This window comes from Mycobacterium asiaticum DSM 44297 (genome assembly GCF_000613245.1).
In the GTDB taxonomy this organism is placed as follows: Bacteria; Actinomycetota; Actinomycetes; order Mycobacteriales; family Mycobacteriaceae; genus Mycobacterium; species Mycobacterium asiaticum.
The window spans coordinates 1,254,557-1,280,013 of sequence record NZ_HG964936.1 but is presented as its reverse complement, the minus strand read 5'-3'; the positions used below and the strand labels follow the sequence as shown (position 1 = coordinate 1,280,013).

At 64.4% G+C, this 25,457-nt stretch carries 24 protein-coding genes and 2 pseudogenes; 11 read left to right on the top strand and 15 right to left on the bottom strand.

The window, feature by feature from the left end; translation table 11 throughout:
• The 5 genes from BN972_RS06170 to BN972_RS06150 are packed head-to-tail and all read right to left on the bottom strand — an operon-like array spanning position 1 to position 5,204.
• Positions 1 to 1,050, bottom strand: coding sequence for an acyl-CoA dehydrogenase family protein (locus BN972_RS06170; RefSeq protein ID WP_036354078.1), 1,050 nt, complete (start codon positions 1,048 to 1,050; stop codon positions 1 to 3).
• A gap of 33 nt (positions 1,051 to 1,083) precedes the next feature.
• Positions 1,084 to 2,277 carry a cytochrome P450 gene (locus tag BN972_RS06165; protein WP_036354076.1) on the bottom strand — a complete coding sequence of 398 codons (1,194 nt, stop codon included), beginning with the start codon at positions 2,275 to 2,277 and terminating at the stop codon, positions 1,084 to 1,086.
• Between the two features lie 43 nt (positions 2,278 to 2,320).
• Positions 2,321 to 2,776 carry a VOC family protein gene (locus tag BN972_RS06160; protein ID WP_036354073.1) on the bottom strand — a complete coding sequence of 152 codons (456 nt, stop codon included), beginning with the start codon at positions 2,774 to 2,776 and terminating at the stop codon, positions 2,321 to 2,323.
• Positions 2,773 to 3,984, bottom strand: coding sequence for a CoA transferase (locus tag BN972_RS06155; protein WP_036356714.1), 1,212 nt, complete (start codon positions 3,982 to 3,984; stop codon positions 2,773 to 2,775). Before BN972_RS06155 ends, BN972_RS06160 begins: the two co-directional genes overlap by 4 nt.
• Positions 3,981 to 5,204, bottom strand: coding sequence for a CaiB/BaiF CoA transferase family protein (locus BN972_RS06150; protein ID WP_036354070.1), 1,224 nt, complete (start codon positions 5,202 to 5,204; stop codon positions 3,981 to 3,983). The genes BN972_RS06155 and BN972_RS06150 overlap by 4 nt, the downstream gene beginning before the upstream one ends.
• A gap of 190 nt (positions 5,205 to 5,394) precedes the next feature.
• Between BN972_RS06150 and BN972_RS06145 the strand changes: the two genes are divergently transcribed.
• Positions 5,395 to 6,600 carry a cytochrome P450 gene (locus BN972_RS06145; protein ID WP_036354067.1) on the top strand — a complete coding sequence of 402 codons (1,206 nt, stop codon included), beginning with the start codon at positions 5,395 to 5,397 and terminating at the stop codon, positions 6,598 to 6,600.
• A gap of 10 nt (positions 6,601 to 6,610) precedes the next feature.
• Positions 6,611 to 7,831, top strand: a complete 1,221-nt coding sequence (locus BN972_RS06140; protein ID WP_080696711.1) for a CaiB/BaiF CoA transferase family protein — start codon at positions 6,611 to 6,613, stop codon at positions 7,829 to 7,831.
• Between the two features lie 6 nt (positions 7,832 to 7,837).
• Here BN972_RS06140 and BN972_RS06135 read toward each other — a convergent pair whose 3' ends face one another.
• The 6 genes from BN972_RS06135 to BN972_RS06110 form a co-directional block, all read right to left on the bottom strand.
• Positions 7,838 to 8,956: a thiolase family protein gene (locus BN972_RS06135; RefSeq protein WP_036354062.1), complete on the bottom strand. Its 1,119-nt coding sequence runs from the start codon at positions 8,954 to 8,956 to the stop codon at positions 7,838 to 7,840.
• A 228-nt stretch (positions 8,957 to 9,184) separates the two neighbouring features.
• Positions 9,185 to 11,251 carry a CoA transferase gene (locus BN972_RS06130; RefSeq protein ID WP_235192377.1) on the bottom strand — a complete coding sequence of 689 codons (2,067 nt, stop codon included), beginning with the start codon at positions 11,249 to 11,251 and terminating at the stop codon, positions 9,185 to 9,187.
• An 8-nt stretch (positions 11,252 to 11,259) separates the two neighbouring features.
• A complete protein-coding gene (locus BN972_RS06125) occupies positions 11,260 to 12,372 on the bottom strand; it encodes an acyl-CoA dehydrogenase family protein (protein ID WP_235192376.1) in 1,113 nt (370 codons plus the stop codon).
• The gene (locus BN972_RS06120; protein WP_036354057.1) at positions 12,329 to 13,522 is read right to left on the bottom strand and encodes an acyl-CoA dehydrogenase family protein; all 1,194 of its coding nucleotides are present in this window, start codon (positions 13,520 to 13,522) and stop codon (positions 12,329 to 12,331) included. The genes BN972_RS06125 and BN972_RS06120 overlap by 44 nt, the downstream gene beginning before the upstream one ends.
• The gene (locus BN972_RS06115) at positions 13,519 to 14,829 is read right to left on the bottom strand and encodes an amidohydrolase family protein (protein WP_051545082.1); all 1,311 of its coding nucleotides are present in this window, start codon (positions 14,827 to 14,829) and stop codon (positions 13,519 to 13,521) included. Before BN972_RS06115 ends, BN972_RS06120 begins: the two co-directional genes overlap by 4 nt.
• A 42-nt stretch (positions 14,830 to 14,871) precedes the next feature.
• The gene (locus tag BN972_RS06110; RefSeq protein ID WP_036354054.1) at positions 14,872 to 15,309 is read right to left on the bottom strand and encodes an SRPBCC family protein; all 438 of its coding nucleotides are present in this window, start codon (positions 15,307 to 15,309) and stop codon (positions 14,872 to 14,874) included.
• 72 nt (positions 15,310 to 15,381) lie between these two features.
• On the opposite strand from BN972_RS06110, the gene BN972_RS06105 reads away from it, so the two are divergent.
• The 4 genes from BN972_RS06105 to rnhA all read left to right on the top strand — a co-directional run bounded on the left by BN972_RS06105 (position 15,382) and on the right by rnhA (position 19,267).
• Positions 15,382 to 16,278: an enoyl-CoA hydratase/isomerase family protein gene (locus BN972_RS06105; RefSeq protein WP_036354051.1), complete on the top strand. Its 897-nt coding sequence runs from the start codon at positions 15,382 to 15,384 to the stop codon at positions 16,276 to 16,278.
• An 80-nt stretch (positions 16,279 to 16,358) separates the two neighbouring features.
• The gene (locus BN972_RS06100) at positions 16,359 to 17,270 is read left to right on the top strand and encodes an SDR family NAD(P)-dependent oxidoreductase (protein ID WP_235192375.1); all 912 of its coding nucleotides are present in this window, start codon (positions 16,359 to 16,361) and stop codon (positions 17,268 to 17,270) included.
• Positions 17,271 to 17,282: 12 nt separating this feature from the next.
• Complete coding sequence (locus BN972_RS06095; RefSeq protein ID WP_036354047.1) at positions 17,283 to 18,665, top strand: aromatic ring-hydroxylating oxygenase subunit alpha; 1,383 nt, start codon at positions 17,283 to 17,285, stop codon at positions 18,663 to 18,665.
• A 92-nt stretch (positions 18,666 to 18,757) separates the two neighbouring features.
• A complete protein-coding gene (gene rnhA, locus BN972_RS06090; protein WP_036354044.1) occupies positions 18,758 to 19,267 on the top strand; it encodes a ribonuclease HI in 510 nt (169 codons plus the stop codon).
• 15 nt (positions 19,268 to 19,282) lie between these two features.
• On the opposite strand, the gene BN972_RS06085 is transcribed toward rnhA, so the two are convergent.
• A complete protein-coding gene (locus BN972_RS06085) occupies positions 19,283 to 19,909 on the bottom strand; it encodes a VOC family protein (RefSeq protein ID WP_036354041.1) in 627 nt (208 codons plus the stop codon).
• A gap of 80 nt (positions 19,910 to 19,989) precedes the next feature.
• Positions 19,990 to 20,616, bottom strand: a complete 627-nt coding sequence (locus tag BN972_RS06080; protein WP_036354038.1) for a TetR/AcrR family transcriptional regulator — start codon at positions 20,614 to 20,616, stop codon at positions 19,990 to 19,992.
• Between the two features lie 114 nt (positions 20,617 to 20,730).
• On the opposite strand from BN972_RS06080, the gene BN972_RS06075 reads away from it, so the two are divergent.
• From BN972_RS06075 to BN972_RS06065, 3 genes are all read left to right on the top strand, one after another.
• Positions 20,731 to 21,633, top strand: coding sequence for a fumarylacetoacetate hydrolase family protein (locus tag BN972_RS06075; protein WP_036354037.1), 903 nt, complete (start codon positions 20,731 to 20,733; stop codon positions 21,631 to 21,633).
• 86 nt (positions 21,634 to 21,719) lie between these two features.
• Complete coding sequence (locus BN972_RS06070) at positions 21,720 to 22,067, top strand: hypothetical protein (RefSeq protein WP_235192374.1); 348 nt, start codon at positions 21,720 to 21,722, stop codon at positions 22,065 to 22,067.
• Positions 22,068 to 22,319: 252 nt separating this feature from the next.
• On the top strand, positions 22,320 to 23,123 hold the full coding sequence (locus BN972_RS06065) for a DUF1906 domain-containing protein (RefSeq protein WP_051545079.1): 804 nt from the start codon (positions 22,320 to 22,322) through the stop codon (positions 23,121 to 23,123).
• A 36-nt stretch (positions 23,124 to 23,159) separates the two neighbouring features.
• On the opposite strand, the gene BN972_RS06060 is transcribed toward BN972_RS06065, so the two are convergent.
• On the bottom strand, positions 23,160 to 23,582 hold the full coding sequence (locus BN972_RS06060) for a hypothetical protein (RefSeq protein ID WP_142277022.1): 423 nt from the start codon (positions 23,580 to 23,582) through the stop codon (positions 23,160 to 23,162).
• A gap of 185 nt (positions 23,583 to 23,767) precedes the next feature.
• A pseudogene (locus BN972_RS29105) lies at positions 23,768 to 23,842 on the bottom strand (dihydrofolate reductase family protein); the annotation flags it as partial.
• Between the two features lie 225 nt (positions 23,843 to 24,067).
• Between BN972_RS29105 and BN972_RS06055 the strand changes: the two are divergent.
• Both BN972_RS06055 and BN972_RS30930 read left to right on the top strand, forming a co-directional pair.
• The gene (locus tag BN972_RS06055; RefSeq protein ID WP_080696709.1) at positions 24,068 to 25,303 is read left to right on the top strand and encodes a flavin-containing monooxygenase; all 1,236 of its coding nucleotides are present in this window, start codon (positions 24,068 to 24,070) and stop codon (positions 25,301 to 25,303) included.
• Positions 25,275 to 25,408: pseudogene (locus tag BN972_RS30930) on the top strand (SAM-dependent methyltransferase); the annotation flags it as partial. The gene BN972_RS06055 and the pseudogene BN972_RS30930, both read left to right, overlap by 29 nt.
• Positions 25,409 to 25,457: the final 49 nt, after the last annotated feature.

Sequence of the window (25,457 nt, the reverse complement as noted above, 5' to 3'; positions counted from 1 at the left end):
TCACGCCAACTTTCGGTCAGCCAACCGCAGGGTCGCAACGGCCTCGTAGAGGATGGCCTCGTCACCGAATAGCCGACGATCTACCAGCATCCGGCGCAGCCGCAGATGTGATACATGTTCCCAGGTGATCGCTATCCCGCCGAACACTTGCACGCTTGTTTCGACGACTTCGCGCCCGGCTTCAGACGCGTAAGCCTTCGCGGTCATCGCCGCTAATTTCGCCTCGTCGACTGGCAGGTTGTCGATCGCCCACGCCGCGTGCCACAGGCAGCTGCGGGCACCCTCTACCCGAACCAGGGCATCGGCCAGCAGGTGCTGAATAGCCTGAAAGGTGCCGATTTTCGCGGAGAACTGCGTCCGCTCGCACGCGTAACGCACCGCATCGTCGAGCGCTCCCTGCATCACCCCGAGCAGATCGGCCGCAATCGCGGTGATGGCCAGCGACTCGACCCGTTGCCAGCGCAGGTCGTCGATGGGCTCTCCGACGATCGACGCAGCGTTGTAAAAATCCGCTGACAGATAACGAAATTGGCGAGTCAAATCGAGCGCCGCACCGTCGCCGTCAATACCGCCGGTCGGGCCGCAGATCAATCTGCGTTGACCGTCAGCGCACGCCACCGCCAGCGCATGCGTGGCGCCCGCCGCGTCGAACGCCACGCCGGGCTCGTTGGCGGCCGCAAATCCGCTCAAGCTTGCGTTCAACAGCGGCGCCACCCGGAGGTTGCCTTCCGCCAACCGCTCAAGGTCTTTGGCGCAACCGGCGGCCTGCAGCAGTTCGGCGGCCAGCACCGCTTGGCCCACGACGGGCACAGCGCTGAGCGTTCGCCCCAATTGCTCGATGACGATGGCCGTTTCTACGCCGCTGGCGTCTAGGCCGCACAGTTCGGGCGAACGCAATGTCGGGACGCCGAGTTCGACCAGCCGCTGCCATTGCCTGTCCAGCGTCGCAGCGCTGGGAACGCTTTCCGGGCTATTGACCGCGACGCTTTCACCAAGCTGGGCGGCGGTGTCTTGCAACAACTTCTGCTCGTCGCTCAAGGCGATGTCCATGACCCCACCCCTACGTCAGCTTCAGATCATGCGTCAACGCAACGTCATCTCCACACTCGTGTAGCCGCGCACGGTGGCGGTCAGCACCCGTTCGCACGCCCCGATCGAATAGTCCGGGAATCTGTCGGCGATGTACTCGAAGACCAGTTGCGCCTCGCGCCGAGCCAACCACTGGCCCAGGCAGATGTGGATGCCCCACCCGAAATACACGTCGGTACCACGAGGCCTTCCGATGATGAACCGGTCGGGATCCACGTAGCGGCGCTCGTCCCGATTGGCACTGCCCAGCAGCAGCAGCACCCAGTCACCGGCGCTCATGGTGATGCCATGTCGTTCGATAGGCCGGGTCAACGTGCGGGCTACCCAGTGACTCGGCGTGTCATATCGCAACGCCTCGTTGACGGCGACCGGTATGACGCTGCGATCGTTGACTATTCGCCGCCACTGGTCCGGATGTTCGGCCAGCGCTACCAATCCGTTCGAGATGAGCTTCTGTGTGGTCTCCGATCCGGCAGCAGACAACAGGTTGCAGAACATCAACACCTCGTGCGGGGTCAGGCATCGCTTACCACCCGCCTCGGGATCGTCGAAGCTGGCTTGCAGCACAACGCTGATCAGGTCGTCACCCGGGTCGGTGCGGCGGCGTTCGATGAGGCCGCCGATGTACTGACTGATCATTCGGTTGGCTTCGATTGCCTTGGCCGGCATCGACACCTCACCTTCCTCACGGGTGAGGAAGGCTTCCCACCAGACGCGCAGCTGCTCTCGGTCAGCCTGCGGCACTCCGAGCAGGTCACCGATCACATCGGTCGGCACCGAGAAGGCAAAAGCCTCCATCGCATCCACCGTCGTCCCGGCACGTAACCGGTCCAGGTGCGTATTCACCACCGCCCGTAGCGCCGAATCCATGGTCGCCACAGCCCGCGGTGTGAAAAAGCCCTTCAGCACGCCGCGAATTCGGTCATGACGTGGCGGGTCCATCGAGATTACCGAATACTTGCGCCCGTCGTTGTCCGGATTCTCCGGTGCCGGACCCAGCTTGGAGGAGAACGTTTCCCAGTCCCGCAGGGCCGGCGCTACATCCTCGAATCTTGACAACACCCACCAGCGCTCCTGCGGATCGCGATACACCGGCGCTTCGTCCCGCAGGCGGCGGTAGACGGGGTACGGGTCGTCAAAGACCGCCTTGGAGAAGGGTGAATACATGAGCTCGGTGGTGGCTGCCACGTTCGGATTCTAGCATCGGACTAAACAGATGTACGCTCAGTGCCTAATTGATTACCTGCGATGTCTGCCGTTCGATCAGTTCCAGCCAATTGCCGTCAGGATCGGTGACCATCAAGCCGCGGTTGCCGCCGCCGAACCTCACCGTGCGCTCGGGCCAAACCCGCCCGCCTATCCGCTCGAGTCGGGCGATCAATTCCCCGGCGTCGTCGACCCGAAACGACAGATGCGTGAATCCCAGGGCGTTCATCTGCCGCGGCAGACCGTCGCCGGTTACCCCCGGCGACGGGTAGCTAAGCAGTTCCAGCCGGAACCCGTCGCGTTGTAGGTAGACCAGGTCGAGCACCAGATCCGGCACGCCGAGCAGCTGCGCCGTGTCGGCCCCATCGATGCGCATGCGGCCGACCTCAGCGAAACCCAATCCCCCACAATAGAATTCAACAGATCGCGTCAGATCGCGAACGCACAACCCGACGTGCGTGAGACGGTGGCCGGCGGTCATTCGTCCAGTAGTCCGTTGTGCTCACCGAGCAGCGGCGGGCGTCGTCGGATTGCGGTGGAGCCGGCGCCGAAAAGATACGGCGTGCCCGGGTAGTCGAACGTTTCACCACATTCCGGGTGGTACACCGGTACCTTGAAGCCGCGCGCGGCGACATGTTCGTCCTCGAACGCCTCTTTCGGAGACAGGACCGCGCCCGCCGGGAAACCACGGCGCTGGCTGTCAAGAAAATATTGCTTGGCAGGCAAGCGAGAGGCGATCAACGTGAATGCCTCACGGGCCGCAGTCAGGATCGCGGTCGTTTCATCGTCGGCACCGATCAGGGCGATATCCACCGGGGCGGCGCGAGCGGCAGCCATTTCCAGGAACACCGATTCGGGTAGCGCATCACGCAATCCGAGATCGTCGAGCCAGTTCAACAACTCCTGGTATTCGCGTGGTTTGCGGGGCAGCACTCCGGTGGTGGCGTAAGAGCCATCCGCGCACCGCACCTGCGTCTTCTGACTGGGGGTGAAGTAGGCATGCCGACTGGTCTGGCGAACGCATGTCTCGTTGTTGACCAGCCAGTGGTAGGTGGTCTGTTCTGAGCTGACATTGCAGGCCGCGTTGACGTTGACGTCCACAAGTTGACCCTGGCCGGTCTGGTCCCGGTGAGCCAGCGCCACCAGCGCACCGATGGCGCAGTACAACCCGGCGATGTTCACCGACTGCTCCCCCGCACCCCGGATCGGTGGCAGTGAGTGGTCGTCGTATCCGCAATTCCAGACCGGACCGCCACCGGCCAGCATGGTGAGATCGGTGACGGGATGATCTCCGCGGGTGCTGTTGAGCCCGAATGGGCTGACAGTCAACCAGATCAGAGACGGTTGCCCGGCGGCCACATCGCGGTAGGTCAGCTCCCCGTGCGCTACGAAGCCGCCACCCGAGATCACGATGTCGGCGCCTGCGATCAGGTGCCCCAGCACGGCAACCCCCGCCGCGGTCTCGAAGTCGATTGCAACCGAACGTTTCCCGACGTTGCCGCTCCACCACCGCAAGCTGGTGTCGGGGCCGGGCTCGTCGTGGGCGAACGGCGGCCGCTGCCGAAGCGGTGATCCGCCGAACGGCTCGACGACCACGACGTCAGCACCGAGTTCGGCCAGCATCCTGCCGCCCACGGCGGTGAACTGGTCGCTGATCTCGACGACGCGGAGTCCGGCTAGCGCGTTCAGATCACACCCTGTTTCGTCAGTTCGCTCAACTCCGTGTCGCTGCGCCCGAGGAGTCCGCCGAGCACCTCGCGGTTGTGTTCGCCCAGACATGGCGCGGCCCGGTCGATGGTCCATGGTGTCGCCGACATGCGCAGTGGAAGACCCTCGACGCGAACGGTGCCGATCTCTGGGTGCGCCACCGTCGGGAACAACCCCCACTCCGCGACGTCGGGATCCTCGTCGATGCGTTCCCGAGGCGACTTCACAACGCTGGCCGGAACACCGGCGGCGACGAGTTCACCTGCCAGCGCGACCGCTTCGCGCCCCCGGGTGCAGGCACCGACAAGCTCGTCGAGTTCGTCGGCGGCCCGCAGCCGTTGCTCCAGGGCCGCGAACCGGTCAGCCGTCAGTTCGGGTTCGTCCAAAACCTTCGACAGCAGCGCGACCTCTCGGTCGTCGCGACAAGCTATGGCAATCCACCTGTCCGTGCCCGCGCACGGATAAATGCCGTGTGGCGCCATCTCGCCGAAGTCGGCCTGATTACCGTGCGGCCGTCCGGGCCGGTTATTGACGGTCCAGTCGAGCACCTCGGTGGGCAACATGGCGATGCCGGCCGGAACGGTCGCCAGATCGATGTGCTGACCCTCACCCGTGCGCTCCCGCTGATGTACCGCAGCCAGGATCGCGGTGGTCATGTAGTAGGCGGCGACGTGGTCCATGTACGAGAAACCCCACCCCGCCGGTTCGTCGTCCGGTAGTCCTGCCGTAAAGGTCAGACCGCTGAGGGCTTGCACGATTGGACCCCACGTCTTGAAATTTCGGTAGGGGCCCGTATGGCCGAACCCACAATTGGAGACGTAGATGATGTCGGGCTTGACTTGCTGCAATTGCTCGTAACCGAAGCCCATCTTGGCCATCACTCCGGCCGCAAAGTTCTCGCAGACGATGTCTGCGACCGCGACGAGTTCGCGCAGCAACCGCTTGCCCGCATCCAGTCGCAAATTGATGGTCACGCCCAGTTTGCCCACGTTGTGGTTGTTGAATCCGGCCCCGAGGTTCACCCCGCGGCGATCATCGACGAAGGGCCCCACGCCGCGCAACGCATCCCACATACCGCGGCTGACGGGGTCTTCGACGCGTATCACCTGCGCTCCGAACGCCGCGAGAATCTTGGTTGCACCCGCCCCGGCGAGCTGACCACCCAGGTCACACACCCGCAGATGGGAGAGGGCACCAGGCATAGTGCAACACTATGACATATTTTGTTCTGCTGCCAACACAGCTGCGTTGTCGTCGGCGCCGCGTGGTGGACCAGCCAATGAGCTCACCTTGCAGGGCATCTGCCGATGCGTCCCGGACGCGACGGGGTTGCCTGCCGTTCGGGTCGACGGCACTCGCAGATTGACAATAAATGTTCTACTGTTTAGCCCTATGGCGATCACCGTAACCGCCCGGTTCGACGAGCCGGACTTCTACCTCGGCGACCCGAACGCCATGTTCGCACACCTTCGTGACCACGACCCGGTGCACTGGTACGAGGAAGGCAAGTTCTGGGTCGTCACGAAATACGACGACATCAAGGGTATTTCGGCACGCCCGGAGAAATTTAGGTCCGAACGCATCGGCATCATGATGGATTTGATCGCCCACCGTGAAGGTCGGGACCCCCAGGGATATCAGAGTCGCGGGATCATGTTCATGGATCCTCCCGAGCACCGCACGCACCGTAAAGCCATCGGGATCCGCTTCACACCGTCCGCGGTGGCCAAGATGGAGGCCCGGGTCCGGCAGGTCGTCAACGACGCACTGGACGACTTGCCCGACGGCGAATTCGACTGGATCGAACGGATCGCCGAGCCGATTCCCGTTTACGTGTTCGCCTATCTGCTCGGCGTACCCGAGGCGGATTGGTCCAAAGTTGCCGGCTGGGCCACCACGATCGCCAACGTGGGTAGCGGACTGGCCAACGACGAGGACATGGCGCTGATCTTCGACCAGATCGGTCCGTACCTGCTCGCCCTGGTCGCGGAACGCAAAGACCACCCCCGCGACGATCTGCTCACCATGCTGTCCACGGTCCGGATCGACGGCGAGCCGTTCAACGACGCACAAGTGATGATCTATGCACTCACCCTGCTGGCGGCGGGCAGCGAGACAACGCAAAGCTTGATCGCCGGCGTGGCGGACTGCCTTGACACGTATCCGGACCAGGCCGACAGGCTGTTCACGGACCCGAGCCTGGCCGGCAATGCCGTCGAGGAAGTGTTGCGCCATTGGACACCGGTGATGAGTATGGCGCGCCAGGCCGCGCACGACGTCGAACTGCGCGGGGTCACCGTCAAAGAGGGTGATGGGGTACTGCTGGCCTACGCCTCGGCCAACCGGGATCCCGACCACTGGGGCCCCACCGCCGACGATTTTGACATCACCCGCGACGACGCATCTGGTCACTTGGGATTTGGTGTGGGCGAACACTTTTGCATGGGCGCGGCCCTCGCCCGGCGCGAAGCCCGCCTGCTCGTGGAGGAAATCGTGCGACGCGCCAAAGGCATTCATGTCACCGGTGAGCGGATTCCACGTCCCTCGGCACTGGTGCATACCCATGACCGACTGCCGGTTACGCTGGAATACCGCTGAGGACTGGTCAATGAGCGGACCCATGTCGGGCGTGCGGGTGTTGGAGGTCGCGCAATGGACGTTCGTTCCGGCGGCGGGGGCGGTGCTGGCTGACTGGGGCGCCGACGTGCTCAAGATCGAACATCCACGCACCGGGGACTCACAGCGCGGGCTGCGTCAGTTGGGCAACATCGCCATTGGGGACGGGCGCAACCCGGTAATGGAGCACGCTAACCGGGGCAAACGATCGATCGCCGTTGATATCTCGCTACCCGAAGGTCACCAGCTGCTGATGGACATCGCGCGGACAAGCGACGTGTTCCTCACCAACTTCCTGCCCGACGCCCGTAAGAAGCTGAAGATCGACATCGACGACATACGTGCGGTGAACCCCGATATCGTCTACGCACGGGGCAGCGCCTATGGCCCCCTCGGTGCGGACAGCCGCAGGGGCGGTTATGACATGACGGGGTTCTGGAGCCGCGCCGGTGGCGCCGCCAGCACCACCCCCTCCGATATGAATGGCGTTGTGGCACAACCTGGTCCAGCATACGGGGATTCAATCGGCGGAATGGCGATCGCCGGCGGCATCGCCGCCGCGTTGTTCGAGCGGGATCGCACGGGACAGGCCCGCACGGTGGACATCTCGCTGCTCGGCGTGGGGGTATGGGCGATGGGTGTGGCGATCAATGCCGCGCTCGTCAGCGGGCAACCTTGGGTCGCCAATCCGACCGGCGCCAATGTGGCACCCCACAATCCGCTCACCGGTTTCTACCGCACGAGCGACGACCGGTTCCTGGGATTGTCGATGTTGCAGGGTTTCCGATACTTCGCCGACTTCTGCTCCCGGGTCGGGGTACCCCACCTTGCCAGCGACGAACGGTTCACCAGCCACGAGTCACTGGCCAAAAACGCCGGCGCCGCCGCCGATGAACTGCGCCAGGTGATCGCGTCGCGGCCGCTCGACCACTGGTGCGGGGTGCTTGCCGACTTCGACGGTCAGTGGGCGCCGGTGCGCAACACCGCCGAGGTGGCGAACGACCCGCAGGTGCGGGCCAACGGCGGGATCGTGCCGGTGACGCCGGACGGCGAACCCTACGAGCTTGTGGCGAGTCCGGTGCTCTTCGACGAAAATCCGCTGACTCTCGGTCCGGCACCAGAATTCGCCGAGCATACCGAGACGCTGATCTTGGAACTTGGTCGCGACTGGGACCAGATCGCAGCCCTCAAGGCGAGCGGCGCGATCGGCTGACCGGCCTCACCGTCCCAGCACGGCGACGACGCAGGACCCGCCTCCGCCCATGGCCTGCGCCAGTCCCACGCGCGGCTCGGCGACCTGGCGCGCGTCGGCTTCTCCTCGAAGCTGAGTCACGACTTCAGCCACCTGAGCCAGCCCGGTCGCACCGAACGCGTGGCCACGCGCCAGACATCCGCCGTCGGTGTTCGTCGGCAACCGCCCCTTCGTCCCCAGTTCTCCGGAGGTCGCCAGCTCCGCCGAAGTCGTGACGTCCGCCAGACCCAGTGCGATCAACGCCGTGATCTCTTCGCTGGCGCACATGTCGTGCAGCGAGACGATCCCGATGTCCGCCGGACTGGTCTGTGCGGCGGCGAAGGCCCGTTGGGCGGTCATCGCAATCTGTGAGGGCGGCCCCACGCACGGCCCCAGCACCGGCCAGGACGAATCCCGCGGCCAACTGGTCTGCTCGATCGAGTTGACCCGCACCGACCGCGGCCGAGGCTCGTCAGTGACCACAATGGCCGCACCACCGTCGACCGACGCGTGGCACATCATCTTGGTCAGCGGCTGGGCAACCATCCTCGACGCCAGCACCTGTTCAACCGTGACCTCTTCGTCGTTGCGCCGAGCCGCCCGTGGATTCGAGCGCGCCTGGTTGTAGGCCTTCGCTGCGACTGCGGCGATAGCCTCCGGTGCGCTGTGGGATTCGTACAGCCAGCGGCTGGCCTCGATTGCGTAATGCACCTGGGGTGGGAAACTGTCCCAGAATCCGACGGCCGCCGGCACTACTCCGCCAGGCTCGAGGGCGGTGGTCTTCTCGTAACCGATCGCCAGCGCGGTCCGACAGCGGCCGGACACCACCGCCCATACGGCGTGCCGCAGGGCGACCATGCCGCCCGCTGAGGCACTCTCGATAGCGGTGACCGGAATCCCGGTGCGTCCCAATTGATGCGCTACCTTCAGCGCCGTTTGAGGCGGCGCCATCGACGACGATGCGAAGACCTCACCGACGGCGTCATAGTCCAGTCCCGCGTCGGCAAGCGCTTGCTGCGCGGCGGCTACCCCAAGGGCGGCCAGCGCAGTATCGCCATGCCGGCCGAACGCAGTGACGCCGGTACCGGCGACCCAGGCCCGGGTCATGCCGGACCTGCTTCGAAGAGATCCACTTCCGTATCGCCAAAGGTATGTCGGCGCAACCGACCGACCGTCCCCGGCTCCGGGCGCGGCCCGCACACCAAGACCTGAAGCCGCCCGTTCGGGGTGTCAACCCAGGCGACGCTGTAGCCGTCCTGTCCGTAACCGGCGATGGGTGACTTCGCGGGCACGAACGTCGCGGCCCAAACGGTCGCCGGGGAATCAGCACCTGATTCAGCGGGCACTTGCCATCCTCTCCTGAAAATCGTTGGCACTGCCCAATGCCGGCGGCGGGGCGAGCGGCACGGGGCCATGGCCGACGAACCGCCAAGGTAACCCGACCAGACGGGCGGTCCCGATCTCGGAATCGGGGTGAGTTACTTCGGGGAAGAATCCGCGGGCCGCCAGATGCGGGTCGGTGACCAGATCCTCGGCACGCTGCACCGGTGCGGCGCGCGCACCCAGCGCGTTCAATCGGTCTGCGGCCTCGTCCGCCGGTGCGGCTTCGACCAACTGCCGCAGCATGTCTGCCGAGAGCACACCTGGCTCGACTTCGACTGCTACCCAACGTTGGTCGGCGGCGAGATAGACGCCGCGGTGCGAAACACCCTCGGAGACCAGCGGTTCGCTGACCGAAGCGGCGGCGACGAATTCGGCCACCGTAGCGGCCACCACTTCGGCCATGGACAGATCGATCACCGCACCGGTGTCCCGACCGGGCCCGAGTGCCCAGGCGCCGATGATCACAGCGCCCACCACCGACGACAACGGGTCGGCAATAACGGTGCTGAGCCGGGCGGGCGCACCGGTCGCGTCGACGCTCAACCCGGCCAAACCTCCGTAAGATTGGACATTGTTGGCGTACACCCGGTATCCGGCCAAGGGACCGGTCGAGCCGAAGCCCGAGACCCGCAGCGCGAGCCGCCCGGATGCGGCGACGGCATTCGGCTCCACGCCCAGCCGGGCGAGTCGGGACGCGCCGACGTTCTCGATGACGACGTCACAGTCGGCCAGCGCGCCAGCCACTTCTTCAACCGCACGGGTGGGCTCGATCAGCAGACTGGCCTTGGAGTGATTCGCCACTGCGAAGTAGGCGCCACGTTCCACACCGGGCTTACCCGCGGCGAAGGGGCCGGTGCGCCGGTAGATGTCCAACCGATCGGGGTCTTCCAGCCGTACCACCCGAGCCCCCATCGCACCGAGCAGTGCCCCGATAATCGGCCCGGCCAGCACATGAGTGAGTTCTGCGATGCGCAGGTCGTTGAGCCGACCGGTACGCTGCGTGGCGGCTGGCCCACCCGGATGGGTCAGCCATGGCGGGCCGAGAACAGAGACGTCCACGTCGGTCAGCTTCGTGACCGAAATCGCGCCCCGAAACACGAACTGGGGCGAGCGCAGGATCTCCCCGGCCGTATTGACCGGCGTCGAGGGAACTCCGTTGGCCTGCAGCAGCGCAGCGCAGCCCGCCTTGTCACGGCTCGCGGCCCAGTCGGCGACGTGCCGGTTGATCAGATCCGCATGCTCGATACGTGCGGATCGCTCGTCCAGACCAGTCGCCCACGCCGGATTTTCCAGCGCCGCCACTAGGCCTCGCCACTGATGGTTTTCCACGGCGGTGATGCGCACCAGCCCGTCGCGGCAACCGAACAGTCCCGATGGCGCGAGGTAACGTCCGCTACCTGCCCTACCGGGACATGCGTACAGTAGGTGAGCGCACTCCGGAAGCAGAGCCGTGGACACCACCGCCTCTTGCACCGAAACATCAACGTATACAGCGTTATTAACACTGTTTCGTCGATCCAGCCCGTGCAGGGCGGCCAGGGCGGTCACGGCGCCAGCCGCCTTCAGCGCGACGTATCCCGGCGCGGGTACCGGTGCGCCGTCCGAACCCTCGATGGTGGACAGGAGTCCGCCGGCGGCTTGCGCGACGAGTTCGCCGCCGGGCTGAGCGGCTCGGGGGCCGTCCAAACCGAATGGGCTGACCATGACGACCACGGCGTTCTCGGCTTGCGGCGGAACTACGGCGGCGTCGTGATCGATGACCACGATGTCATGTTCGTCGATCAGCGTGGTGGCATGGTCTGCCGCAGTGACACGCTTGTCCCTGTCGAGCGTAAAGTCCACTGCGGCAACGGCATCCGGAGTCGCCATGATCACCGGTCCGTGTCGCACCGGCGCCGGGCCGCTGGATGCCTTGGTGACGTCGGCGCCGAGATCGGCCAACAGCGCCACCGCCGCCGATCCTGCGATCCCGTTGCCGAGTTGCAGTACGCGAATCCCGCGGAGGAAATCCGTTCGCATATCGCTGGTCACTCTGTTCGACTCCCGTTCGCCGGATGCCGTGCACTGAGCCACTCGGCAACCACCTTGCGGTGCTGCGCGCGCGATCCCAACGCCGCGGCGACGCAGGCTGCGCGGCGCAGGTGGACGTGCGCTTGGTGCTCCCACGTGTAGGCGATACCACCGAAGACCTGCATGGCACCCTCGGGCACCGAGCGCAATGAGTCCACGGACCAGAAGGCGGCGAGCGCGACCAGGGCCGTGGCCTCGGAGCTGTCCTGCTCGACCGCGTCGGCGGCGCGGTTCACCAGTGCCCGTCCGACCTCGATCGCGCAACGCTGGTCGACCAGCCGGTGTTTGATGGCCTGGAATGTCCCGATCGGGCGCCCGAATGCGACCCGCAACTTGGCGTATGCGGTCGCTGCCTCGTTAGCCGCCGACGCGATGCCGACCAACTCCGCGACCTGGGCGACCTGCGCCCGCACTACCGCTCGATGATGACGACGGGCGGCTCGCTCGCCGCGCTCGACCACTTTGATACCGCTGTCTTGCAGTTCAATTCGCGCCGCGGGATTGCGGTCCAGCGGGATCAGAGCAGTACGCCGCACACCGGGACCCGTCGGGTCGACGATCCCGAGCACGGTTGCGTCGCCCCTACCGGCACAGACCAGTAAACCGGTGGCCGCTGCACCGTATGCCACTACCGGCCACACCCCCGAGACCCCATCGGCCCCCAACTCGCCGTGTCCTGGCAATAACAGGCTCACACCGTCGGCGCACCGGTCGGTACACCACCCGGCGGCAGCAGCCACCGCCAGCGGAATGGGCGCTGCCGCGGCGCCGGCTGCCTCGGCCAGCACGCACAGCTCACGCAGTCCGCCACCGCCTCCGCCCACGTCGCTGCGGACCAGGACGTCCGGCCAGCCTAGTTCGGCAACGGTGTCCCACAGTCGCGCCGCGAAGGCTGGTTCCGGACCATCCAGCAGGGCCCTGGCGTGCTCCACAGACCAAGCGTCCTGCAGGATTTCGTCGGCCGATCGCCGAAGTTGTGCCAATTCTGCTGCGGTATCGGCTATCTCATCCAGTGAGGCCAGCGCGTCAGGGGTCACGCGGTAGCCCCAGCAGCTTCTCAGCAATGACATTGCGCTGAATCTCCGAAGTCCCAGCACCGAACGTCGCGGCCCGCATCAGCAGATAACTTTGCGCCACGTTGCCCTTCTTGGCCGCTCCCGGCGACCCTCGCTCCAGCGTCCCGATAGCCCCGGCCAACTCGAGCCCGAAGCCGGCCATCTCCTGGTCCACCTCAGAGGTGAGCAGTTTCGCCACCGATGCCTCCGGGCCAGGACTCACCCCGCGAACACCCGCGGCGGTGGCCTGCGCGGCAATCTGCCGCAGCGCCTCGACTCGTGCGGCGAAACCGACGATCCGGTCGGCGGTGAAACTGTCGGTCAACCCGCTGTCGGACAACGCGTTTGCTTCGTCTGCCATCTTCACCAGAATCCCCAGGCGGCGCTCGATGCGGTCGGTTCGGCTCTGCCCGACCCGCTCATAGCCCAGGGTGGATTTAGCAACCTTCCAGCCCCCGTGCAGCGGCCCCAGCACATTGCCGCGCGGTACCCGTACCGCATCGAAAAAGACTTCGTTGAACTCGGAGACACCGGTGATTTGCCGGATCGGGCGCACCTCGATACCCGGTGCGTCCAGGGGCACCAGGATGTAGCTGATTCCGGCATGCTTGTCCGCGGCAGGATCGGTACGCGCCAGGATGTAGATCCAGTCGGCGTAGTGGGCCTTGGAGGTCCAGATCTTCTGTCCGGTGATCACCAATTCGTCGCCGTCAGGTTCGGCCCGGGTCTTCAGGGCGGCCAGATCGCTACCCGCCTCGGGTTCGCTGAATCCCTGGCACCACACCCGTTCCCCCGAAAGGATTGCGGGAAGATAGTGATTGCGCTGCTCGTCGGTGCCCCACTGGATGATGGTGGGCCCCAATTGGTTGATGGCGCTGCGATTGATCGGTTCCGGCGCGTGGGCGGCAGCCATCTCAGCACTGAACACCAACTGCTGCACCGGGGTCGCCCCGCGGCCGCCATAGCGCACCGGCCAGGAGATTGCGGCCAGGCCCGCGTCGTGCAGTCGACGCTGCCAGAGCCGCATCCGGTTCAGCCGGTCCGTCTCGTCGCGCCCCGGGCCGCGGACGTCCGGTGTCAACGCGGTCGCCAGAAAAGCGCGAATCTCGTCGCGAAAGCTGCGATCCGCATCGCCGAGCACGACGCGGCGGTCCAACTCCGTCACGCCCCACCCTGCAATATCGAGGCCATTCGAACCTTCATCTCCCCATAGGTGATCGCGCTGGCGCCGGCTTTTGGAGCGCGTCCGGCGTCGACCTTGGGCGCCGAAAGGTCCAGGTCGACGATCTCGTTTCGCAACGCCGAGACGGTGCAGTTCGACCTGCCGCGCCGGTCGACGCCGGTGTAACCAAAGACCCGCGCAGCGTTTTTCCACGTGATGGCTTCCACCTCGTCCGGGGTGCACCCCTCGAGCTGGGCCGCCAACTGCTCGGGCGCATCGGGCCAACTGCTGTCAGAGTGCGGGTAATCCATTTCCCAGCAAATGGTTTCCACACCGATGCGGTCCCGCATCTCGATGCCGACGCGGTCGCGAATGAAGCAGGACATGAAGTTGCGGCGGTAGACGTCGGTTGGACTCAGACCGTCACCTAGGTCGTCGCCGGTCCACGCCCGCTGGCGCGAGTAGATGTCCTCGAATCGTTCGAGCAGGAACGGGATCCAACCGATCCCGCCCTCGGACAGGGAAAACTTGATGGTGGGAAATTTTCGCAGGATCGGCGAGAACAATAGATCGGCGGTAAATCGCTGGGTGTCCAACGGCAACATCGAATTGTAGGCGAGGTAGGTGGTCTGGTCCGACGGCACAGGTAGCCCGCCGCCGGTGCCGATGTGGATATTGACCACCGTGTTCTCGGCACAGATTGCCTCCCACAACGGATCCCATTGCGGATCCTGCCAGGGCGGTTGACCGTAGTTGCCGATGTGTTGTGGTGCGGTGACAGCGTGGCAGCCCAAGCCGGCCAGCCGATGCACTTCGGCAGCAGCCAGTTTCGGGTCCCAGAGCGGCAGGATGCCCATCGGAATGAACCGGTCGGGATGGCGGCCCCACCAGTCCTCAACGTGCCAATCGTTGTAGGCACGCACCATCACCTCGGACACCTCCCGGTCGCCGCGGTAGGTGAATAGCGCTCCCGAAATAGTCGGGAAGGACGGAAAGCACAGCGAAGCAAGCACGCCCGACGCGTTCATGTCGTCGACGCGGGCGTCCACGTCGTAGCATCCGGTGCGCATGTCGGCAAAACTCGACGGCTCGAATCCCCACTCGTCGTTTGGTCGGCCCGCGACCGCATTGAGACCGATATTGGGCAGCTGCACGCCGTCGTACACCCAGAAGCAGATTCCGTTGGCGTCCTCGACGATGCGCGGCGCGTCGTCGGCGAATTTGCTCGGTACCCGGCCGACGAACATGTCCGGTGGCTCGACTGTGTGATCGTCGACGCTGATCAGCACGAGGTTGAGAGGGTCAATCACGTCCTACATATTAGGCTACTTAACAGAATGTGTCTAAGTGTTCTATGCCTGCGCGGGATGACTCCTGGCGTAGTCGTCGATCCAGTCGGCCATCATGCCGTAGACGGCGTCGATCGCCTCCCGCGCGGCGGTGTCGTCCCCGTCGGGCTCGTAGTCGATTTCCCAGGCGACCGTTGATCGCTGCGACACATCTTCGACCGCCTCCGAGACCGTCGCGACGGCTACGAATTTGCGCACCGGCAGCGGGTTATCGGTGATCTCATAGGCCAGCGACCGCGACTCGGGCTTCACCCACAGGAGCGTCTCCACGACGGGCGTTGCACCGCTCCCCCCGATGCGCCGACACATGCCCGGGCCATCACCGTCGACCTCAACCTCGCCCACGCCCGGGATCCACTCGACCTTTCCAAAGTCGGCCAGGATCGCCCAGACGGTGCCAGCCGGCGCCTCGAGCCGTTTACGGACGCTCATCGTTGGCATTTGCCGACCGTACCAGTGTGACAGTTAGTCGACTAGTGTCTTTGTGTACTGTCTCGCCGAAGGAGTTCACCAATGAGCACGGAGGCCCCCACCAATGCCGAGTTCGAGGTAGATCCCGACTGGGTGCGCTATGAGGTGGTCGAACCACACATTGCGCAGATAGTGATCAACCGGCCGGACCGGCGCAACGCCATCCTCTCCCCCGATATGCACGGCTTGTTCAGGGACCGCCTGAACCTCGCCGAAGAGGACGACAGCGTCAAAGTTGTGGTTCTGGTCGCCGAGGGTAAGGACTTCTGCAGTGGCGATGATGTGCGCCGGCTGCCGGCGGAGAAAGCCGGTCTGCAGAAAGGAAAACGGCTGCCACAGACCGTTCGACTGGCCAATGCGCGTCGTCTGCACCACCACCTGACGAATTGGCTGGAGTTTCCCAAGACCGTGATAGCTGCCTGCCAGGGCGCAACGCTGGGCGCGGGCATGAACCTGGCGCTCGCCGCCGATATTTTGGTGGTAGCCGAGGACATGTACCTCGCTCGCCCGCAGGCACGGATCGGCTTCGCCGGGTTCTCCACTGCGATGCCGCTGGCGCTGCTCAAGCTCGGCCCGAACCGCGGCTACGAGGCAATGATCACCGGGCGCAAAGTGCCGGCCTCCGAACTGCGCGATGCGGGGGTCGCCGCGTCGGTGGTACCAGCCGATTCTTTGCGCGACGAGGCCATGCGCTACGCCCGCGCCATTGCCCACCACTCGGCCGACGGGTTGATGGTAGGCAAACACGCGCTGATCACGTTCTGGCACGCGGTCGGCATGGCGCAGTTCGGCGACTGGGTTCCGATGGGGCACACGGTATTCAGCAACCTGTCCTGGCGTGAGGACGAATTCAACTTCATGAAGGAGCGCGGTGAACGCGGCGCGAGAGAGGCCATGGCCGAGCTGGAGCGCCGCTACCAGCAGTGGGGATTCGACTAGCGCTTCGAAGTGGACATCAATACAGTTTGTGTACTTTTGTTCTGTATGCTGGAGCGGATCCCCCGCCTTCGAGGAGCTGGATGACAATGGGTGTGCTTGACGGACGTACCGCGCTCGTGACCGGTGCCGGACGCGGTATCGGGGCAGCGGTCGCCGAAGGTCTTGCGGCCGAGGGCGCGACGGTCCTGGTGTCCGACGCCGGGGTGAGCGTGGATGGCACCGGCCACGACGCCGGTCCCGCGCAGAGCGTCGCCGCCGCCATCACGGCAGGTGGCGGCAAGGCATTCGCCGACACCACCGACATCACCGACTTCACCGCCTGTGGCGAGCTGGTCGGCCGGGCAGCTGAAACCCTCGGCGGCCTGGATGTCGTGGTGAACGCCGCAGGCATCCTGCGCGACGGCATGGTGTTCAAGATGAGCGAGGCCGACTGGGACGCGGTGATCTCGGTGCACCTCAAGGGCACCTTCAACGTCACGCGCCACGCCGCGGCGTGGTGGCGGGAGAACCGCGGCGGGCAGTACCGGCTGATCAACTTCTCCTCGATGTCGGGCTTGCAGGGCGCTCCGAGCCAGCCCAACTACGCGGCGGCCAAGATGGGTATCGTCGGGCTCACTTTCTCCTGCGCCAACGCGCTACGCAATTACGGCGTGCGTTCCAATGCCATCGCACCCATCGCCGGAACCCGCATGACTCAGGGCATCAAAGGTGGTGGAAGCATGGACTACTCGGACAGCAATGTGCGGCTGTCCCCGAAGAACTGTGTGCCACCCGTGGTTTACCTGGCCAGCACGGCGTCCGACTGGCTGAATCGGCGCGTCATTTTCGCAGGCAATGGCAGGATCAGCTTGATGTCGAACCCCGTCGTCGAACGCGAAATCGTCTCGGCCACCGGCGTTTGGGACATTCCGACCGCGTTCGCCGAAATCGAGACGTCGTTCAAGGAAGCCGTCCTGTATCCGAATATCTTCGACAAACCGCCTGCCGGCTGACGGAGGTGCAGGGTGACCACGTCCGAGTTCGCCACCGATCAGATTCCCGCGCGCTTCGCTTGCGGCGAGACCTTCGTGCCGAAAAGTCGCTACACAGACCCAGAATTCCTACACCTCGAGTTGGACCGACTGTTCACCCAGGTGTGGCAGCCCGCCTGCCGGGAAGAGGAAATTCCCTCCGCCGGCGACTTTTACGAATACACCCTGGGTCGTCAGTCTATTGTGGCGGTGCGCCAGAAGGACGGCACCATCAAGGCTTTCCACAACGCCTGCGCACACCGCGGGATGAAATTGGTCCGCGGCGTTGGACCATTGCCGGACAACGAGTTTCGGTGTGAGTTCCACGGCTGGCGGTATGGGCTGGACGGGCGGTCGTCGTTCGTGCCGTGCCGGGAAGAGTTCGCGCCGCGTCCGCGCGCCGAATGGGGACTGCGATCGGTTTCCGTAGGCACCTGGGGCGGTTGGGTATTCATCAGCATGGCGCCCGATCCACCGGACCTGCTGGAATGGCTCGATCCGCTACCCACGGCTCTGGCTCCTTTTCGGCTGCAGGACATGCGCTTTCGCTGGCGCAAGCGCACGTATCTGCCGGCGAACTGGAAGACGGTGATCGACGCGTTCATCGAGGGATACCACACCCCGGGTACGCACCCGCAGACCATGCGATCGGCCGACGGACCGCGACCCTCGGCGGCGCCGGCCACACCACAGGAGTACGTCTACGCTCCCTATACCCCGACCATCACCTACAAGAACCACTCGCGCTTCGTGTACACCCAGCGGCCCGAGCACGCCAACCGCGACAAGGGGCGTCAGGAATTGGCCGCGCGGCCTGAGATATTCGCCAACTCGATGCAGTATCAGTACCTCGAGGTCGGGTCACTGGTCACCGAACGTGACTATCGGGCCGCTCAGAAGCTGGCCACTCTAGAACCTAGTGAAGTTCCGCCATTCGTGCGCTACCACCAGATGTGCGAAGAGTTGGCGGTCGCCGAGGGGGTCGACTTCCCCCGGATGTCGATGGAGCAGTACTTCGGCGGCAACGGTGACTGGCATGTGTTTCCCACCATGGTGATCCTGGTCGAGAAGTCGTGCTTGCTGGGCTACCGGATGCTGCCCCACGCCGAGGATCCGAATCGCTGTACCTTCGAGATGTTCTCGCTGGAGCACTTCGCCCCTGGGGACGTGCCGGAGACAGCTTGGCAGGTCTTTGAGCGCTGGCAGGATCACGACGGCTGGGGCGAGCTGCCGACGCAGGACCTGCAGAACATCGGCGCCATCCACGCGGGCATGCATTCGGCGGGATTCGAGGGGCTCTGGCTGAACACCGCCCAGGAGATGTCGATTCGCAACGAACACGCGATCGCTGACAGGTTCCTTTTCGGAGCCGGCTAGTCTGGCGGATCTCACCTCGGATCGTCACGATCACCGGGTATCGCTCGCGAGTCGGGCAACCAATCTTGCGACGGAGTGCCTATTCTCTGCTCATGCTCAGCGCTCCCTTAGCGGCGGATGTCGTAGTCATCCACACCGACGGCGGGTGCAGACCCAACCCAGGGCCCGGCGGCTGGGGGGCGGTCCTGCGTCAACGTCAGCACGTCCGCGAGATGTGCGGTGGCGAGTCCGGCCAGACCAGCAACAACCGGATGGAGTTGACGGCGCCGATCATGGCGCTGGAGGCCCTCACCCGTGCGGTGGACGTGCACCTGTTCACCGACAGCACGTACGTCCGAAACGGCATCACCAAGTGGGTTCTCGGCTGGGAGCGCAACGGCTGGATGACCGCCGCGAAGCAGCCGGTGAAGAATGTCGACCTTTGGCAGCGGCTCCAAGCGGCCTGCGCGCGCCATCGCGTCGAGTGGTTCTGGGTGAAGGGGCACGCCGGTGTGGCCGACAACGAACTCGCCGACCAACTGGCACTGAGGGGAATGCGCGAAGCGGTCGCGCTCGCCACGGCCACGTCGCGTACCCGCACTTCAACGGGCTGGTCATCGTAACCGAGCCGCTCGACCTCACAGGGTCCGCAGGTTGATCGTTTTTCGACCTGCGACTTGCCGACTCCCTGGGCGGGTACCCGCGCCTGCCTTCAGCAATTCGGCTTCCGGGACGCCGGCGCGCAGGCGCTCAAGCAGATAGCGGGGGTCAAAATTGACGCCAAAGGGGTTGTGGGCAAACTGCTCTGTGCTGAAGTAGTCGGTGGTGTCCTGGGCGGTCGAGAAGTTCTCTACCTGGAACTCCAACCGGATCCCGTCGGGATCCTCGTAGTACAGCGAGGTCGTGGGACCGTGGTTGATCGCCCAGACGGGCGCGATCCCCACCACCTTCAACTGTTCCCATTTGTTCAACAGTTCGGCCAGGGAGTCGAAGGTGAACGCGAGGTGGTCGAGGCCGTACAGCTTCCGCCGCCATCTAGCGAGGGGAAATAGCAGCCGCAGAACGCGTGGCATCTTGACCAGGGCGAGTCGATGGCTCTCTTCATCCCAGGTCAGGAAGGCGATTTGGGCGTCTTCGTGGACGACGCGCGCACCGAAGACATGCCAGTACCACTCCTTCATCTCACCGGCCCGAGCTGTCTTGACGACCCAATGAGCCAGATAGGCAGGCGCTTTGGTTCGCGCATCGCTATCGAGATTTGACATCGACTGACCCCTCCACGGCTCGAGTAGCTAAGCAGCGTCCCGCGTTATGGATTCAACGTTACAAAAATGGCCTTGTAGTGTCAACTACAATTTCTGTCCATAGCATCACGCATCGCGACCAATGCCGTGGGCAAGTGGCGAAGGAGTTGCGAAAGGGTAATCCGTCGGTCGCCCTGAGTTGCGATGAAGGCGCCATCGACGACCGCCAGTGCGAACTGGGCAAGGCGCTTGGCGACCGTACTGCGGGGCGAGATGTCGAAGGCGATTGCCACCTGGTTGCGCAGCCGGCTCAGCACCTCGTCTCGCATCCGCCGCACCACCGTTTGCACCTCGCGAGCCGTGTCAGGCGGCGGCTGGACTTCCATGACGAGTACGAAACGCAAGAAGTCAGAATTCTTTTCGAGCGCCTTAATCGCGATATCCAGCACCGTTTTCAGATGCTCCTCTGGGGTGCCAACGCGCTCAGCCACCTCGGGCAGACTGGCGTACAAGCGCTCGGCGCCCCGCTCGGCCACCGCGAGCAACACGCCCTCCTTCGATCCGAAGTAGTGGTAGATCGAGCTCATCGGGATGCCCGCCTCCTCCACGATGCTGGCGAGGCTGGCCGTCGCATAGCCCTGGGCCGCGATCACCCGCTCTGCGGCGTCGAGCACGATCTGGCGCGAGCGCGCCCCGCGCTTGTTCGGGGTGACAGCGTTGCTTGCCATGCCAGAAGTCTAGCCCCAACTTTGGAGTTGACATTCCATAACCAGCTTTTGTAGTGTTCACTACATAAATTGCCCCGGTCGCAGCACTGTCTGCCCTCGAAGAACGGACGACCAATGCGGATTTGCAGATACACATCATCCGGACGCGAGGCGATCGGGGTGGTCATAGACGACCGGGTCGTGCGTATCGACGGGGCCACCGCCATTGTCTCGATTCTCGAGGCGGGCCCCGAGCGGTGGCGGGCGCTGCAGCAGCAGTGCGAAGATCGCGACGGTACGCCGCTGGCTAATGTCGAGCTCCTCGCGCCGATCCCCCGACCACCCAAATTCCTTGCAATCGGTTTCAATTCGAAAGACCACGTCGATGAAGCACTCAATGCTCCCGCGACGCCGGAAATGACGGAACTGCGGCGCTCCTACGAGCACCTCCAAAAGGCCTTCCCCGCACCGCGGTTCCCCGCGGTGTTCAACAAACAGACCAACTCCGTCGCCGGGCCCCGCGGGCCGATCTGGATTCCACGTGATTCGGAGAAGGTCGACTATGAAGGGGAGGCCGCACTGGTCATCGGCCGGCGCCTACGTCGCGCCGACGAGGGAGAAGCGGCCGCCGCGATCGCGGGCTGGACAGTCACCAACGACGTCACCGTGCGGGACTGGCAGTGGAACACCCCCCAGACCTGGCTGGGCAAGAGTTTCGATACTCACGGCCCGACCGGCCCGTGGATCGTCACGGTCGACGACTTCGACGTGGAGGAGGCGGTGATTCGCACCTGGGTGAATGACGAGCTGCGCCAGGAAGGACGTATCGCCGAGCAAACCCTGTCTCCCGCACAGATCGTGGCCGCAGTGTCGCAGGTCTGCACGCTCGAGCCCGGGGACCTCATCGCCACCGGCACCCCGGCGGGCATCGGGGCGCCATTCGGCCGCTACCTCGTCCCCGGTGATCGGGTCCGAGTGTCAGTTTCTGGGATAGGCGAGATCGAGAACACCGCCATCGCGGAGCCGAAACAGACCTGAACTTGGGATCGGTAGCGCTAGCGCGCAGGTGTAATCCCCGGGACGACACCGCAGCCGAAAGACGGCTCACAGACAAGGGGGCATGGATGCACACCAAACGGATGCTGATCGCAGCACTGACTTCTGTCGGTATCGCAGCCGCAGGCCTCGGCCTGGGAACAGGCACCGCGTCGGCCGCCCCATCGGTGCCTCATCAATGGTGTCCGGGGGATTCCATGTATCCCCCGGCCGGCCCTGGCGCCGTCTATGTATGGGACATGAATGTGTGCCACACCTGGCAGTACGTGCGCATGGGGATGGGCAACGTCGCGTCCCGAAACTTCGACGGCAGCATCGACAATGGTGCCAGCAATGTCTTTGATGGCCCGAACCCGCCGCCGGGATCCGCATTCGAGTGCGGCACAGGTCTGTTCGGCGAACCCATCCGTTGCTAGCCGGGTGAGCACGGACCCCCCATCCGGGGTGTGCGTCAAGGTCGTTGCCGCTGCAGTCCGCCACTCGACAATGAAAGGACTATCGCGCTTACCAGCTGCGCCGACATGACAGCTGCCAGCTCGGTGCCCGGCTGGCTGGTAATCAGGCTGGTAACGCCTTTTAACGTTGGGCGGTCAACCACACAGACCGATTTGATATCAGCTACGACACGCCACTTCTGTTAACTGAAATCACATAGTTAACATCGCGCGATGCAGGAGTTGTTGTGCGATACGTGCCTCCGGCGATCGCGCCCGATTACCCGACGTGACGTATTCCGTTATGCCGCGGCTGTCTCTGCAGGATTGTATGCCGCGTCGGCAAATGCCGTCACCCCTGCCTCAGCTGCGGCCACACCCAAGCTGATCGACTTCGCGATGCACCAAATTCCAGCGGACCAAATTCGGGCGGCCGGGTACCACGGCGTCATCAACTATGTCTCGCTGTCGCGGCCCGGCTCGTCGTTCGGCGCCAAGCCGATTACGCGGCCCTACGCCGAGCAGCTGACCGCGGCGGGGCTGATGATCGTCAGCAACTACCAGTACGGCAAGCCAGGCGGTTCGGCGCCGTCAGACTTCAAGCGCGGGTTCGACGGCGGCGTGGCCGATGCGCGGACGGCCTGGAAATTGCATACCGCGGCGGGCGGTGGTCAGAGCGCCCCGATCTTCTTCACCATCGACGAGGACATCAACCACGACGCCTGGAACAACGTGGCATTGAAGTGGTTCCGCGGTATCAATTCCGTATTGGGGGTGCAGCGCACCGGCGTCTACGGCGGTATCGATGTGTGCAAGTGGGCGGCCGACGACGGTGTCATCGGAAACTCGCGCACCCCCGGCCGCCGGTGGGCGTGGCAGACCAAGGCCTGGTCCGAGGGGCAGATCTACCCGGGCGCGGTGCTCTACCAACGCGTGGTGAGTACGGCGTCGAATCCGGGACCGAAGGTTGGGGGCCAGGAAGTCGACGTCAACGACGTCCTTGCGGCGGATTGCGGTCAGTGGAACCTTCATCCTTGAGCCCACCACTGATTTCGTGACCGGTGCGCAGGCCGGTCAGCCGCGATCCTGCTGCTCGTTCCGGCGGATTCGGTCCCAACCGAGCGCCCAGATCCGCTCGAACTCTGCGGTCATGAACCTCTCTTCGAAAGATGTTGCCAGCAGCCAGAATCCGTGCGCAGTGATGTACTCGAACCCCTCAACAACGGTGACCCCGCCGGACTCGATCAGCTGCACCTCGCCCACCCCGCGCCAGAATCCACCAAAGATCCACCGCACGAGCCGATCGGGCTGGGCCTGCACGTTTCGGGCCACGAGCGGAAACGGGAAGCGCTTCAACGGAACGGCGTACCAGCCATCGGCTTTGGACTTGGTATTACCCGCCGCGCCGTAGAGACTGGCCCAATCCGCGGGAGTAGCGAAGTAGGGGAAGATCCGATGCGCCGGAAGGTGGAACTCTTCCCGGAATTGCAGGTACACCGAGGTCCTTTCTAGGTGCGTGTACACCATTCGGGCCCTTGCTTGTCCGAATGACCACAGCTGTGAGCATTGAACTCCGGCAGCCTCGGTAAGGGAAGCCTGGTATTGCGAACACGCCGACGTCCCAGGCCGCAACCGACCCGAAATCCCGGTTACCTTAGGCCTCCATGGCACTGATAGCTTCAGAGCCACCGGCCATAGAACGACAGGGCAGTCTCGCGTTCGAAGGTCCAGTACTGGTGCCGTTCGTCGCTCGGATCGCTCGAGTCAACGGCCACGGGATGAGTTTTGCCCCCGGTGCAGTTTGACCTGCATGGACTCGGACCAGGGGTCAGCGAGAAATGCTCACTCAGTGGGCGCGGGTTTCGCTGCTTGTCCGGGCCTTCCTAATGTCGCAAGGGTGGACAGCACAAGTTCGGCGAAGAACGACGACCTCACCATCCAACATCATCGACGAATGCCGATCAAGCGGGAAGTGACATCACATGCCTGACCGCGACGTTGTGATTGTCGGCGCCGGCCCAGCGGGGATCTCTGCCGCGCTGAGCCTGAAAGACAAGGGAATTCGATCCTTGCTCATCGATCGATCCGATGCAGTAGCGGCGTCGTGGCGCGATCGGTATGACCGTCTCAGGCTCAACACCGGTCGACAGTTTTCCCACCTGCCGGGGCGGCGGTACCCGAAAGGCACTCCGACCTATCCGACTCGGGACCAAGTCGTCGCGCATCTGGACCGGCATGCGCGCGACGATGGCATCGAACTATGGCTCAGCACTACGGTTGAACGCATCGACCGACATCGCCCGGGATGGAGGTTGACAACATCGAACGGCAATCTTGACGCGCGAATAGTCGTGGTCGCAACGGGTTACGAGCACACGCCCTTCATCCCGAACTGGCCGGGGATCTTCAGCGGTGAGCTGCTGCATTCGAACCGTTACCGAAACGCGACACCCTATGCTCACAAGCGCGTGCTGGTTGTCGGCTCGGGATCCTCCGGCATGGAAATCGCGCACGATCTGACCACTGGCGCAGTGACCAAGGTGTGGCTCTCGGTGCGAACTCCACCAAACATCATGCCGCGCAAAGGACCCGCGGGAATGCCCAACGACGTAGTATCCGTCCCATTGTTTCACCTGCCCGCGCGGATAGCCGATCGGATTTCTGCTGCCGCGCGCCACCGCGCGTTCGGCGATCTCAAGGAATTCGGTCTGCCCCTTCCTACGGAGGGCCCCTTCACTAAAGCCCACCGGCTGCGTGTCGCGCCAACAGTCGTTGACCGCGCGGTGATCGACGTGGTGCGTGACGGATCTGTCGAGGTGGTTGGTGCGGTCGTCGCGCTCGAGGGCGCCAAGGTGGCGCTGGCTGACGGCGCTCGGATCCAGCCCGACGTGATGATCTGCGCAACGGGGTACCGGCCCGGCCTCCATCCGCTGGTCGGACACTTGGGAGTGCTCACACCTGATGGCGTGCCACGGAGGCTGTCGCCGCTGCCTGCCGCCGATGGCCTGTATTTTCATGGTCTGCTGAGCCGTCCCGCTCTCATTGGTTACCTGGCTAAACAATCACGAAAACTAGCCAAGCGCATCTCGCAAGACTCTCCGCCGCCGTACTGCTTGAGCCGGGCCGCGGCATTGGCTGAGATGCCGCCGGGGGACGGGATAGCTTCGTTAACGCCACATGAGGGGAAACATGTCATCCGAAATCATCGACTGGGATAGTGCGACCCGCGAGCAGGGCGAATTTGAGGGCCGGCCGCCGTGGAACATCGGTGAGCCACAACCCGAGATGGCGGCGCTGATAGCCACGGCAAGTTCCGCGGCGACCGCGACAAGCACGGGCGGATGAAGTGGCCGGCGAATTACCTGCTGACGG

Bases quoted from the DNA above. Each gene is read 5' to 3' on its own strand.
- BN972_RS06170 (WP_036354078.1), bottom strand. From the start codon at position 1,050: ATGGACATCGCCTTGAGCGACGAGCAGAAGTTGTTGCAAGACACCGCC.
- BN972_RS06160 (WP_036354073.1), bottom strand. From the start codon at position 2,776: ATGACCGCCGGCCACCGTCTCACGCACGTCGGGTTGTGCGTTCGCGAT.
- BN972_RS06150 (WP_036354070.1), bottom strand. From the start codon at position 5,204: ATGCCTGGTGCCCTCTCCCATCTGCGGGTGTGTGACCTGGGTGGTCAG.
- BN972_RS06145 (WP_036354067.1), top strand. From the start codon at position 5,395: ATGGCGATCACCGTAACCGCCCGGTTCGACGAGCCGGACTTCTACCTC.
- BN972_RS06140 (WP_080696711.1), top strand. From the start codon at position 6,611: ATGAGCGGACCCATGTCGGGCGTGCGGGTGTTGGAGGTCGCGCAATGG.
- BN972_RS06135 (WP_036354062.1), bottom strand. From the start codon at position 8,956: ATGACCCGGGCCTGGGTCGCCGGTACCGGCGTCACTGCGTTCGGCCGG.
- BN972_RS06130 (WP_235192377.1), bottom strand. From the start codon at position 11,251: ATGCGAACGGATTTCCTCCGCGGGATTCGCGTACTGCAACTCGGCAAC.
- BN972_RS06125 (WP_235192376.1), bottom strand. From the start codon at position 12,372: ATGTCATTGCTGAGAAGCTGCTGGGGCTACCGCGTGACCCCTGACGCG.
- BN972_RS06110 (WP_036354054.1), bottom strand. From the start codon at position 15,309: ATGCCAACGATGAGCGTCCGTAAACGGCTCGAGGCGCCGGCTGGCACC.
- BN972_RS06105 (WP_036354051.1), top strand. From the start codon at position 15,382: ATGAGCACGGAGGCCCCCACCAATGCCGAGTTCGAGGTAGATCCCGAC.
- BN972_RS06100 (WP_235192375.1), top strand. From the start codon at position 16,359: ATGACAATGGGTGTGCTTGACGGACGTACCGCGCTCGTGACCGGTGCC.
- rnhA (WP_036354044.1), top strand. From the start codon at position 18,758: ATGCTCAGCGCTCCCTTAGCGGCGGATGTCGTAGTCATCCACACCGAC.
- BN972_RS06085 (WP_036354041.1), bottom strand. From the start codon at position 19,909: ATGTCAAATCTCGATAGCGATGCGCGAACCAAAGCGCCTGCCTATCTG.
- BN972_RS06080 (WP_036354038.1), bottom strand. From the start codon at position 20,616: ATGGCAAGCAACGCTGTCACCCCGAACAAGCGCGGGGCGCGCTCGCGC.
- BN972_RS06075 (WP_036354037.1), top strand. From the start codon at position 20,731: ATGCGGATTTGCAGATACACATCATCCGGACGCGAGGCGATCGGGGTG.
- BN972_RS06070 (WP_235192374.1), top strand. From the start codon at position 21,720: ATGCACACCAAACGGATGCTGATCGCAGCACTGACTTCTGTCGGTATC.
- BN972_RS06065 (WP_051545079.1), top strand. From the start codon at position 22,320: ATGCAGGAGTTGTTGTGCGATACGTGCCTCCGGCGATCGCGCCCGATT.
- BN972_RS06055 (WP_080696709.1), top strand. From the start codon at position 24,068: ATGCCTGACCGCGACGTTGTGATTGTCGGCGCCGGCCCAGCGGGGATC.